The following is a 13,019-nucleotide window of genomic DNA, read 5'->3' as shown; positions in this document are numbered from 1 at the left end:
TATATTAAAAAGCCATTTCTCCGCTCAGGAACAGTTCCGCCGTTTGGATATCGCTCACATGGTCTACGTCCACGATCTTCGTAAATGGGTAGGCCTTCAAATGCAAGCCATCCGCCACGAGTTGCCGCTGGAAGTTCCGCATCCGGCTCACGCCGTTTTCTACGGCCACATTCACGGTTTCGATCGCTTTCTTCCTGAGACAATAAATCCCGCCTGAAACAAACGGGGTGTCGGTATTATTGTCGTCGGTGAATGCGATGATGCGGTCGTCGTCGTCAACTGTCACATAGAGAGGACTTTCGTCGTCGATGAATGCGGTTACCGCCATCTGGCCTTCAATCTCTTTGTTTTCCGCAAACTCACTGATAAATGCGCTGAACTCCTCCTCGCGAAAAACAGTGTCGGTAGTTGTCAGGCAAACCTCGCTCAATTCGGGGTCGCTTTGGAAGAGCTCGTACACGCTGTGCAGCGAGCTCGGCGTGGTTTTCTTTACAATGCGAACGGGCAGGTCCTCGCATTTGCCCATCAAATGCATTTCCAGCAGCGGCGATTCCTCATTGATGATCACCAGAATTTTTTCCGCATTGTTCCGCATGAAAATGCCGATCAGCCGGTCGATCAGCATCTCGCCGTGCAGGCTCACCATCGGCTTGGGAAGTGTAAAACCTTCCTTCGCCAGTCGTGACCCTTCTCCTGCTGCTATGATTGCGTAATTCATGTTAATGTCCCTTTTAAAATCAATACCTTAAAAATCAAGCCTGAACCGCGCCCGGACACCCCATTCCGACACATTCGGGTTGTCGAGATAGGTGAAACGTTTGACCAGGTCCACACGCAACAGCTTGAAAATGTTGGCAATACCTACACTACCTTCGATATACGGTTCGCGCGCCAGTGTGTAAGTAATCGGCCGTCCCTGATCGTCGGTCGCGAAGCGGTAGAGCGACGGGTGTAATGCGGGGTTGTTTTCGTCCCGCAAACCGCCTACCAGGCCTTTGAAGCTTACTACCTCGCGCAGTTTCAGCCTTTTCAGCAACGGTATCTTGTTGAACAAAAAGCCATTCAGGTAATATTGCACATCCAGGCTCGCATAATGGTCGCTCGCGAATTCCAGGAAGTTCATCAGGTTATACGAATTCAGCTGGTAAGCGTAGGTCTGGTTCGCACGGTGGATCGTCAGCAACGGAAACTGGATTTGTTTTCCAAAAATATACCCGCCCTCCGCCGTAATGTCGGCGAAACCGAATTGCGACAGATAAAACCGCTTCTGGATATTCAATGCCACGTTATGGTAATTGTTTTCTCCCTCGAATACGCCTTTCAGGCCCGCATTGTAGCGCAGTGTGAAAATCGGGTATTTGTTGATGATCGGTGTGCGGTACAGTTTACCCTGGTAATATTGCTCGTGCGGTGCGTAGCGGAGCTCGATATTCGCCTCGGTATTATTCAATTCACCCGCGCTCTCCAATTCTCCTCCCTCATTCAGGCGCTCGTAACGCAGCACGCCCGCGGGGGTTTGTTTCCATTGCGTGAAACCGATTTTGTAGGAAAAGCGGCTTTCGAACTCGCGCACGTATTCCAGTTTGTAAATATCGTTGTACAACCAGCGGTTGTTATCGCCACGTTTGAACGACAACAGGAAGTTATCCTCCTGCACAAACTGCAACTCCTGGCCCGGGATCTTGGTATCCCGCTGAAAACTCGCCCGGAGGTAATGCAGCGGGAAATGGTACACCGATTTATTATTGAATGAATAGGTACCGCTTAAAAAGTATTTCCATTTCCGGTCCTTGAAACCGTAAGCCGCATAAGTTTCGAAATACACCCGCTTGCTCATGTCGGTTGTGGTACGGCCACCGAAACGTAGACGAAAACCTTCCACCGGGTTGAAGCTGTAAAAAGTGTTCACAGGACCTACTTCCACAGCGCCGAAAGATTTGTAGCCGGAAAGAAAGAGCGTCGCGATGTCCATCGTCCGTTTGAACGACGGGATGGTTTGCAGGGTATCGATGTTCTTGTAAATATCCTGCTCGGTGCGTTCCAACGGAATGTGCCGCTTGCTGGCCCAAAACGATTCTGTCGTTTTCACTTCGGGGTCATACACGATTTCTTCTCCCGGGCCGCGGTAAATGCTGTCGGGCTGCGGCTTGTTGATGGTGTAGTCTTTGAAATTCACGGTCCGCTGACCATATAAACCGCCATTCTTTTCGCCCAATGCGAACTCCATCGCCAGCGTCGATTTCGTCATGAAATAGCGGCCGTCGTCGCCTTTCTCGAATTCCAGGCGCGCCTCGAGGTCGCGCATGAAATTGAGGTTAATATCTTTATTGACGGTCAGATAGACATTCTGCACGCCATATTTGCCATCGAGGGTGATGAAGAGTTTACCTTCGAAAAGCATATCCGTCTTGTTCCGCGGAACGAAACCGAGTTCTATCAGCCAGGGATTACTCGTTTTGACTGTGTCGCGGATGAAAAATTTATAGAATGTCGGCGCCGAGTTCGCAATCGGGCTCAGCAGCAGGTTGGTGGCGATGGAAATATCGTTGTCGTAAATGTTGATATCTTCATACAAGCGGTTGAAATAAGCGCTCAAACCGTCGTTATCCACAAACTTCGCGTCGAATTCGGCCCGGCGGTTCGCCAGCACGTATTGTTTCCTGTTGTAGGGATTTTTGCGGAAATAAACTTTCGAAAGTTTTTCCTGCATATAAGCCGGCAGCATATTCTTGCCGCCCATGGCTGTGGAATCCTGGCTTTTGAACAAAAACTGGTAATTCCTGAAAATTCGTTTCTCCTTGAACTGGTCGGAGAGGTTGCTCAATGCGAGTGAAATCTTTTCGTACTGTTCGTATTCTACAAAATTGTTGCTCGTCGGTTTGTTTTCGTCTTTATGCGCGATCACTTCGCGGATGAGCTGCACGGCCGGATTGTCCTTGTTGCGGTAGCGAGCCCTGGTCTTAACGGTCACCTCTTTGAGCATCGAGGCGTCTACCGCCATTTTCACGTCGATGACCTGGCTCACGCCCGGTTTGATCGGCTTCTCCACGGCCACATAACCTACATAGGTGAATTTAATGCTTGCATGGTCCTCACGCAGGGTCAATGCGTAACGGCCCTCTGCATCGGAAGCGGTCCCCATGGTTGTTCCCGGGATCAGGATCGACACGTAAGGCAGGGTCTCGCCTGTCCTGGCGTCGGTAACGGTACCTTTTATCGTGGTTGTATTTTGCGCTATGGCCAATCCCGCGCCGATCTGCAAAATGCTGATCACCACGAGTATATGTATCCATATCGACTTGCTGATTGCTTTCATGTTGGAACGTTCGTAACGTGTTTTGGCTGCCCTCTGCTTGTTTTTAAATCATGTACGCGCCTACCGGCAAGTTTTGCCGGGCGCAACTCATGATCAAGCGGGTACGATAGTTAGAGCCACTTGTTCTCCTTATACCAGGTCAATGTCTCTGCGAGGCCTCGGTGCAGATTGTATTGCGGTTGGTAGTGCAGGCGACTTCGGGCCGCATCTATGCTACAGATCCAGTTAGGGGCTGTGAGTTCTTTTAGTTTTTCTTGGTTTAAAACCGGTGTTGTTGATGAATTTGCATAAACAAAATCCAGGAACCTGGCGATCGCCTTCACGAGCAGCAACGGCAGGTGCGCGCGGAAAGTCGGCTTTCCGCTGATAGCCCTGAACTGGTCTGCGAGTGCGTAACGGTCATATGCCTGCCCGTCCGAGATATTGTAAACAGTCATTCCCTTGTCCGTTTCCCTCAACGCGGCCATTGTGGCCCTTACGAGGTCTGTTACATACACGAAACTCAACTTTTGCGGCCCTTTGCCGATGTAGGCATCCAGGCCTTTGCTGAGTGTTTTAAAAAGGACGAACAGGTCCTTTTCGCCGGGGCCATACACTGCTGTCGGGCGGATGATACTCAGCGGCAGGCCATTTACTCCTTTCAGGTATTGCTCAGCCAACAGCTTGCTCTTCCCGTAATCCGTCACCGGGGCAGGCAAGGTTTCTTCTGTAATGGGCTGGGCTGCATTATAAGCTGCGGGGCCTAATGCCGCGAGGCTGCTCAAAAACACAAACCGCTTTAATGGAATACCCGCTGACATGGCAGCCTGCGCCAGATTCAGCGAATATTCCGCATTGACCAGGTTATAGGCGGCAGCGTTTTTGGCTTTGGTCACTCCCGCCGCGTGGATGATGTGGGTGTACCCCCCCGTCTTCCAGCAGCTTCGTTAATTTATCTTTTGAACCGAAATCAGCATTCACATACACAAGGCCATCCGTATTCAGCGTTTTCAGCAAACTCAGGTCGCTGCTCGCTCTCACCGCCACATGAGTTTCCATGCCTGCTTCGAGCGCCGCCGCCACCAGGTGGTAGCCTATAAATCCGCTGGCCCCTGTTATGAATAGCTTTTCTTTCATATCGGTTTCTCAAACAATCTGTACCGTTTGTACAGCTTCCCGTTGATCTGCTCGATGGCGTGGTTCATCAGATAATTGTCTTCCAGCATCCACGAGCATTCCCCGCCGGTCACTTTGGTACCGTAGGTATTCTTGATAATGCGGCCGTACAAACAGGCTTCGATACCCATTTTCCGGTAGCCGTCGATCACCCCCAGTGTAAGTACCCGGATGCGCGTAATGTTTTTTTTGCCGAACAGTAACTTAAAAATCCCGGTAGGCAACAAACGTCCACGCTTGATTTTGATCAGAATCTGGTTGATATCCGGAATACCGAGTATAAATCCGACCAGTTCATCCCCTTTTTCAGCCACCAGACAAAACTTCGGATCAAGGATCATTTTCAGGTCCTTGGCCAGGTAATCAAATTCCGCCTCGGTGGTTGGCACGAAACCCAGGTTCTTGTCCCAGGCCTTGTTGTACACTTCCCGGATCTTCACGACTTCATTTTTGAAATCTTTCAGATTCACCTGCCGGATCGTGATACCGCTCCGTTTGAGCCTCTCCTCCAATGCGTCGATCATACGCACCGACTTGTCGTTGGAATCCGCCACATTGATTTCGTATGCCAGCAAATCGGTTTTCTTTTTCAAACCCGCATTTTCCAGCAATGGCAGATAATAAGGCGCATTGTAAGGCATCATCGCCATCGGTGGCCGGTCATATCCTTCGATCAGCAGACCGCAGGTATCGTTGGTCGATAAATTCACCGGCCCCACAAGCGTGTCGGCCCCCTTTTGTTTTACCCAGGCAGTGGCTTCCTTCAAAAGCGCATCGACCACCTTCTGGTCATTTACAGTATCGAAAAAACCGAAAAAACCATCCTTACGACCTGTAAATGCATTGTGATTGTTATTATAAATCGCCGCTATCCTTCCGTTCACTTTATCTCCGTCGTACGAGAGAAATAGTTTCACCTCCGAATGCTCATGAAACGGGTGCTTACCCGGGGAGAGCATGTCTTTCTGCGCAATGAACAATTCCGGTACATAATTCGGATCGTGTTGATACAGATCATGCGGAAAATCAATGAACTTGCCTAATTCCTTCGGAGAGCTTACGGGGGCTATGCGGGTCATAGTCTTTGTCTTTCGATAATGGCGTCGGGACAAACCTCACGGTAAATGCGGGACATTTTGTCGACAGCTTCCTCGATCTGGCTGAACGTATGCGTAGCCATCAGCGAGAAACGGATCAGCGACTGTTCCGGGCGTACCCCTGGCGAAACCACCGGGTTCACGAACACTCCCTCGTCCTGCAATCTGCGTGTCATGATGAAAGTCTTCTCGTTGTCGCGGATATACAGCGGCAGGATCGGGCTTTCGGTTGCGCCCAGGTCGAAACCATTCACGAGCAGCAACTCCTTCGCATATCTTGTATTGGCCCAAAGGCGCTCCATGTGGTGTGGCTCCGTTTCGATAATGTCCAAAGCGGCCAATGTACTTCCCACGGACGCGGGCGTCATGCTCGCGCTGAACATGAGCGAGCGCGCGCGGTGTTTGAGGTAATCGATCGTGGCGGCGTCGCCGGCGATGAACCCGCCCAGGGAGGCCAGCGATTTGCTGAATGTTCCCATAATGAGGTCGGTCGTTTCGGTGAGTCCGAAATAGGAAGCGGTTCCCGCCCCTTTTTCACCGATAACCCCAAGGCTGTGCGCGTCGTCGACTAGCACCGTGGCGTCGTATTCCTGCGCGATGGCATTCAGTTCAGGGAGTTTTACAATATCCCCCTCCATACTGAAAATACCGTCGGTCGCGATCAGTTTCACAGCTTCTTCGGGCAGGAGGGCGAGCTTTTTACGCAGGTCCTCCATGTCGTTATGCTTGTATTTGATCACCTTCGAGAACGACAGGCGGCTTCCGTCGATAATGGAAGCGTGGTCGCTTTCGTCGAGGATCAGGTAATCGTTACGGCCGGTGAGGCACGACAACGCCCCGAGATTGGCCTGGTAACCTGTGCTGAACAACACCGCGCCTTCCTTGCCCACATATTTGGCCAGGCGACGTTCCAGTTCTTCGTGAATATCGAGGGTTCCGTTGAGGAAGCGCGAACCGGCGCAACCTGTTCCGTACTTCTGGGCCGCTTTCTGCGAAGCCTCGATGATATACGGATGGGATGTTAAACCCAGATAGGAGTTGGACCCGAACATCAGGACCGGCTTCCCGTTGATAATAACCTCCGTGTCCTGTCCGGACTCGATCGGTCTGAAAAAAGGATATACACCTTTCGCTCTGGCAATCGCCGGGTCTTTGAATTCGGCAATGCGATTATTTAAGATTTTACCCATAGATAATTTGTGTCAGAATCAACAGCTTGTTTTAGTGGGGTGCCTACCGGCATCAGGCTGCGGCCTGATAAAGACATCAGGCAAGTCAATTGGTGTTGTAGCTTTCATTTCCCATGTTAAGTTCTATTAGATCGTGAGTCCCGAATATTGATTTTTACGCTTGTTGACCCGTCATCGATTGCCTTTCGAAACTAAATTTCCACATTCAGAAATCCTGCATTTTCCACCGGCAACATTTCGGGTTAAGTGTTAAACCCATTACCGGCCCGAGTAGTTCATTAAAACACCCATTCATTTTGTATTTTACCGGTAAAAAGAAAAAAAATGTTTTGCCCTGTTTCCCTGCCCGGACCGGTAACCGCCAAGCTCTGACCGACTTTGCGTTTGCGGAACGAATTTAAAGAAGCCGGACAAAACATTAATTTTTTCATGTCACGAGACTCCGTTTTTCTAAATCTCCTCCGCCACGACACTTTCCTGCACCCTCTCCGGCCTGACGCGCCAGCCCTTCCATTTTTCGCCAAGCCTGTCAACCAAGTAGTATACCATCGGCACGAGGTAGATGGTGAGCAGCATCGAACTGGTGAGCCCTCCGATGAGCACCCATGCCAAGGAGTTCTTCCACTCGGCCCCGGCGCCTGTCGCCGTGGCGATCGGCACCATCCCGATCACCATCGCGATGGTCGTCATCAGGATCGGCCGCAGGCGCTCTTCTCCCGCAATGAGAATGGCCTTTCTGAAAGGTACCCCCAACGCCTTCTGCTGGTTGGCGAAGTCGACGATCAGGATCGCGTTTTTCACGACCAGGCCGATCAACATCAGCATTCCGAGCATCGCGAAAATCCCGATGTTCGACGACGACAAGGCGAGCGCCAGCAGCGCACCGATCACCGCTACCGGGATCGAAAATAACACCACGAACGGATACACGAAACTATCGTAGAGCAACACCATGATAAAATACACGAGCATCAACCCCGCCAGCATCGCCAGCCCCAGCGAACCGAAGCCTTCGCTCTGGTTCTTCGCGTCGCCGCCCCAGGTAAGTATAATGTCGTCCGGGAGCGGATTTTCCTTTAAGCCGGCCTGAATATTACTCACCAAAGTTCCCGATCCAATCCCTAATGTATTGGCGGTGACTGTGACGGATGAGCGACGGTTTTTCCGCTCAACAATACTTGGGCCAGTACTCAAAGTCACATCGGCAAACTGTGCAAGCTGTACGGATTGTTTAGCAACCGGACTATAGAATGTAATCGCTTTCACGTCTTCCGGATTTTTGCGGTCGAATGCGTCGAGCATAATGCGGATATCGTAATCCTCGCCGCCCTCGCGGAATTTGGAATCGTCGTTACCGGCGAATGCATTTTGCATGGTTGCGCCCACGGTTTGAATGTCCAGCCCGAGCTTCGCCATTTTCTCACGGTCGATATCCACACGGACTTCGGGGTTACCGGCTTCCACCGACACGTTCACGTCATTCGCACCAGGCGTTTTCCGGAGGCGGTTCGCGAGGTCGTTGGCCGCGGCCAGGATTTTGTCGAGGTCGTCACCGCTCAGGAACACTTCAATAGGAGCCGTTCCCGAATTCACCATTCCGATAGCAGCCGAATTGAATTCCACCCCTGCGAATTTTTGCTCCAGTTCTTTACGGACAGCCAGCATATAATCTTCGGTAGGCTGCGCATTCCTGCGCTCTTCGACGGGGACGAGCTCCACCGTCAGCTCGGTGCGGTTGGTTTCGCCGCGGCCGGAGCTGTTCAGACCGGTACTCGCCCCGCCGACGTTCGCGAAAATCGTTTTCACTTCCGGTTTTTTCCGCAGATAGTCCTCGATGTTTCGTGCCGTCAGGTTGTTTTGTTGCAGCGAAGCGCTTTTATCGAGCTTCATGGTGAGCAGGAATTTCCCCTGATCGCCTTCGGCCACAAATTCCGAACCGATGATGCCCAGGCTCATTACCCAGCCGGTCATGGCTACAATCGCCACCAATATGCCCGAGAAGGCCAGTTTGTGTCCCAGCACCCATTCCAGGGAGCCGTGGTACCATTTCGTTAATGCCGTCAAACCTTTTTCAAACCAGATCAGGAAAGCCTGCGCCGGATTTTTTGGGTTAAGACGTTCGACCTTCGCCATTTTGGACGTCATCCAGGGAGTTAATGTAAAACTTACCAGCAAACTAACCATCGTTGCAAATGCAACCGTAAGCGAAAACTGCCTCAACAGGTCCGCAATCACGGAATTTACCATTGTAATCGGCACAAAAACGACGACAATCACCAATGTAATAGCCACCGCAGCGAAACCGATTTCCGTAACGCCGTCGATGGTCGCGCGCCAGCGGTCTTTACCCATTTCCAGATGCCGCTGGATATTTTCCAGGATCACGATAGAGTCATCCACCAGGATACCGATCACGAGCGAGAGCGCGAGGAGCGTCATCAGGTTGAGCGAATAACCCATTACGTACATGAAGAGGAAAGCGGCAATAAGCGACGCCGGCACCGAAACCATTACGATGAATGCATTCCGGAAGCTGTGCAGGAATAGGAGCATTACCACCGCCACGAGGATTACCGCGATCACCAGGTCGTGCGTTACCGCCTCCACAGATTCCAGTGTGAATATCGAACTGTCATAGGCGATCGCAAATCTGACTTTGTCTTTGGCATTGGCCTTTTCGATCGAAGCCAGCTTCTCCTGCACCGATTTACTGATCTCGACCGCATTCGCGTCAGATTGTTTTTTGATAAACAAACCGATACCATTCACGCCATTGTACCGGCTGATGCTTTCGGCGTCTGTCAGGCCATCGGTGATCTCGGCTACATCGCCTACACGGATCGGACTGCCGTTCACGGGCGAAGTGATCACGAGGTTCCGGATATCGTCCAGCGACGCGAACTTGCCCGCAAGGCGGAGGGTCATGTTCTCCGAGGTATTTTTCACCTTACCGGTCGGGAAGTCGAGGTTTGCCTGGTTAACGGCCTGTGTTACCTGCAATAGTGACAATCCGTAGAAACGTAGTTTATCATTATTTACATTAATGCGGATCTCGCGCTGGTCGCCGCCGGTCATGGTGATCTCGGCCACCCCTTCGATCTGCTGCAACATCGGCAGGTATTTGTCTTCTACCTGCTGGTAAAACACTTCGTTGGGCAAGCTCGAAGTAGCGAGCAGCTGCATAATAGGCTGGTCGCTGGGCGATATTTTGGACAATGAAGGCGTTTCCGCATCGTCGGGCAAGTCGCTCAGCATGTTGTTGACGTCGCGTTGGGCGTCTTCCAATGCCTTGTCGATATCGGTACCCGCTTTAAACTGCACGATCACCAGCGACGCGCTTTCCATCGATTTGGAAGTCACATCTTCAATATTATCCAGGCCGGACACCGCATCCTCGATCTTCTTGCTGACCTCGGCCTCTACCTCCGTGGGCGCCGCGCCTGGATATAATGTGGTGATAGTAATGGTAGGAACAGAAAATTCCGGCAACAGCACATAGCTGAGCTGGGTGTACGAAGCCAGCCCGCCGATGAACAGGATCGCGAAAAGCACGATGATCATCGAAGGGCGCTTCAATATGGTTTCAATGAATTTCATGAGTTTGTTGATGAAATGTTATTGTGCAATAACCGAAGTCCCGTTTTGCAGGTTGATCTGCCCGCTGGTCACGACGCGGTCGCCGGCTTTGAGGCCTTTGATAATTTCGTAATAATCATTCGTGGTAGCGCCAATGGACACGTCGCGCAACACGGCCCTGCCATTTTCGACTACGTACAATTGCGGCTGTTTCGCAGATCCCATAATCGCCTGCCGCGGAACCGCCAATGCTTCGCCTTTCACTTTCGAATCACTCGCAATGGAGCCGTACATGCCCGCTTTCAACGGGTTAGCGGCCGAATTTTGCACGGTGATCTCCACCGGATAATTATGTGCCTCGTCGCCCTGGGCGGCTACCATCGTCACGCGGCCATGGAAGTTCACATGGGGGTACACGTCCGTGCGCACGGGAATACTTTTGCCGGTTTTGAACTCGTTCACGGATTTTTCCGGGATATTCACCACCAGTTTGAGCGACGAAATATCGGTAATCTCGGCAATGGGCGTTCCCTGGCTTACTACCGAGCCTTTTTCCACCATTTTGGCGGTAATAATCCCCCCCGAACGGCGCTATGATGCTGGTATTCTTAATTTGCTTGTTCAGTTGTTTGATCTGCGCCTGCGTGCTGCGGATGCTCAGTTGCGTGCGCTCGACATTCACCGCCGGTACCGCATCGCCTTTTACCAAAGCCTCATAGCGCTTCAAATCGTTCTGATAACCTTCCAGGGTCACCTGCAATGCTTCCACCTGGTAATGCAACTGCTCGTCGTCGATCTTGGCAATGAGCTGCCCGGCCGACACGTGCTGTCCTACCTCAATATTCAATTTTACAATTTCTCCGCTCGCTTGCGGACGGATCTCGGCCTTCCGGTTCGGGTTAAACGAACCCAGGAACCCCGATTCCTGCGACAGGTCGCGCAGTTCCGCCACCGCCACTTTCACCCCGACCTTCGGGTCCGGATCGGGGACATACACTTTTTGCTCCGTTTTTTCCTTGTTGCTCAGCAACTTCGCCGCCGTAAGCCCCAGCACGGCAATAATGCCCAGGAAGATGAATAGACGTTTCATTTGTTAATGATTGAATGATTGAATGACTGAATGAGTGAATGAGTGAATGTGTGAATGTTCAATTTTAAATGATTGAATGACTGAACGAGCCGCCGTGGAACGGGGAAGGTTTAATTTGAATAATTGGCTTTCGTTGGAGCGATGCCTGAATGATTATTTACCCAAGATTTGAAATAACAGGGAGAGCATAACATTCACTCATTCAATCATTGGTTTTAGTTGTTGATGAATACGGCAAGATCGATGAAGTATAATGTTATTTCTGAACAAGTTGGCCGGTTGCTTTTTTCCATTCCAGTTCGGCTTTCAGGAGTTGTACCAATGAATTCAGGTAGTTGTTCTGGGCGTCGAGGAGGCTGTTTTCGGCCTGGATCACGTCGGTCAGCGACACGGTCCCTTCCTTGAATTGCAGCTGGATTTGTCTGTAAACCTTATCCGCGAGTGCCACCTGGTCCCTTTTGGCGCTGATATTCTTTTGTTCCACCCCGAACTTGTTGCGGGCGTTGTTTTCCTCCATTTGAATCGCCTCACGGACCTGCCTTAGCTGCACGTCCAGCTTCTCCCTGTCGATTTGGTTCTGGCTCCTTTTGGCCTTTCTCGCCATACCGTCGAACACATTCCAATTCAGTTGCAGGCCGGCCCAATATCCCGGCACATCCTGGAATGTCGAGTTGTCCCCTCCCTGGGCGTAGAACGACATATTTGCCGCGCCGTAAGCATTCACTATAGGGATTATCCCCGACCGTATATTCCTGTCCTGCAATTCGCTAAGGTCCTTTTGCTTTTGAAGCAAGGCCACATCCGTACGTCTGGTTTTATCCCAGTCGGTGTAAGCCGGCAAGGCAACATCCCGAACGCTGGTAATTATACGTATCGAATCGCTCTGCGGGATTCCGGCATAGTATTTCAAAAGGTTAACCAGTTGATTATAATTATCTCTCAGTGTCGCCTGCTGTGTTTCTGTGGCTGTTTTATTAATCAAAATCCTGTCTACATCCACGCGCTGGCCAAGCTTGTTCTGGTAAAGCAGCTCGGAAACTTTGTACAGCCGGTCGAGCGAAATAAGGTTGCTGTCCAGGAACGCCATTTGCTGGGATACCGTGACGAGGCTATAATAGGCGTCGGTCACGTTATAAGCCACATCTTCTTTCGTTTTGGTAGTACTCAGAGATGTCAGTTCGCGGTTCAGGTTAGCGGCTTTCAATGCATACCTGATCGACGGATTGTACAGCGCCTGAGTCACTTGTGCGGTAGTGGAAAGGTTATAGGGCAGCCCGAAAGCCAGCGTACTGAATTCTCCTTCCGGGCCGCCGAATGCGCTCGCAGGAACCACTTGTCCCGGAATTTTGAAATACCGCTTATAATCCCCGGACACATTCAGGCTGGGCAGCAATCCGGATCGCACCTCGTCGATCCTCGCGTTCGTTTTCGCCTCGTCGAGTCGCGCAGCCTGCACGCTGAAATCATTTTTCAGGGCCAGGTCCAGTAATTGGTTCAGGTCGTATTGCTGCGCCTGCGTTCGCTGAAAAAGCATAAGGCATAGCATTCCCGTGACATGGAACAGGTGTTTCATGGCTTGAATAAATGTTTATTTT

9 protein-coding genes and 1 pseudogene are annotated in these 13,019 nt (G+C 51.2%); all 10 read right to left on the bottom strand.

Features of this window, described 5'->3' with window-relative positions; translation table 11 throughout:
* Positions 1-4: 4 nt before the first annotated feature.
* Entirely contained in the window at positions 5-718 is a 714-nt protein-coding gene (locus ABV298_RS20775; RefSeq protein WP_353718082.1) for an NTP transferase domain-containing protein, read from the bottom strand.
* 27 nt (positions 719-745) lie between these two features.
* Entirely contained in the window at positions 746-3,316 is a 2,571-nt protein-coding gene (locus ABV298_RS20770) for a DUF5686 family protein (RefSeq protein ID WP_353718081.1), read from the bottom strand.
* A 110-nt stretch (positions 3,317-3,426) separates the two neighbouring features.
* A complete protein-coding gene (locus ABV298_RS20765) occupies positions 3,427-4,191 on the bottom strand; it encodes an NAD-dependent epimerase/dehydratase family protein (protein WP_353718080.1) in 765 nt (254 codons plus the stop codon).
* On the bottom strand, positions 4,160-4,432 hold the full coding sequence (locus ABV298_RS20760) for an NAD-dependent epimerase/dehydratase family protein (protein WP_353718079.1): 273 nt from the start codon (positions 4,430-4,432) through the stop codon (positions 4,160-4,162). Before ABV298_RS20760 ends, ABV298_RS20765 begins: the two co-directional genes overlap by 32 nt.
* Positions 4,429-5,550 carry a hypothetical protein gene (locus ABV298_RS20755; protein ID WP_353718078.1) on the bottom strand — a complete coding sequence of 374 codons (1,122 nt, stop codon included), beginning with the start codon at positions 5,548-5,550 and terminating at the stop codon, positions 4,429-4,431. The genes ABV298_RS20760 and ABV298_RS20755 overlap by 4 nt, the downstream gene beginning before the upstream one ends.
* Positions 5,547-6,758, bottom strand: a complete 1,212-nt coding sequence (locus ABV298_RS20750; protein ID WP_353718077.1) for a pyridoxal phosphate-dependent aminotransferase family protein — start codon at positions 6,756-6,758, stop codon at positions 5,547-5,549. Before ABV298_RS20750 ends, ABV298_RS20755 begins: the two co-directional genes overlap by 4 nt.
* A gap of 450 nt (positions 6,759-7,208) precedes the next feature.
* Positions 7,209-10,355: an efflux RND transporter permease subunit gene (locus ABV298_RS20745; RefSeq protein WP_353718076.1), complete on the bottom strand. Its 3,147-nt coding sequence runs from the start codon at positions 10,353-10,355 to the stop codon at positions 7,209-7,211.
* Between the two features lie 18 nt (positions 10,356-10,373).
* Positions 10,374-10,895: an efflux RND transporter periplasmic adaptor subunit gene (locus tag ABV298_RS20740; RefSeq protein WP_353718075.1), complete on the bottom strand. Its 522-nt coding sequence runs from the start codon at positions 10,893-10,895 to the stop codon at positions 10,374-10,376.
* Between the two features lie 253 nt (positions 10,896-11,148).
* Positions 11,149-11,424, bottom strand: a pseudogene (locus ABV298_RS20735) (efflux transporter periplasmic adaptor subunit); the annotation flags it as partial.
* 256 nt (positions 11,425-11,680) lie between these two features.
* Complete coding sequence (locus tag ABV298_RS20730) at positions 11,681-12,997, bottom strand: TolC family protein (protein ID WP_353718074.1); 1,317 nt, start codon at positions 12,995-12,997, stop codon at positions 11,681-11,683.
* Positions 12,998-13,019 lie beyond the last annotated feature (22 nt).

This window comes from Dyadobacter sp. 676 (genome assembly GCF_040448675.1).
Classification (GTDB): domain Bacteria; phylum Bacteroidota; class Bacteroidia; order Cytophagales; family Spirosomataceae; genus Dyadobacter.
Note: the sequence above shows the minus strand (reverse complement) of the source record. Positions and strands in the feature narration are given on the sequence as shown.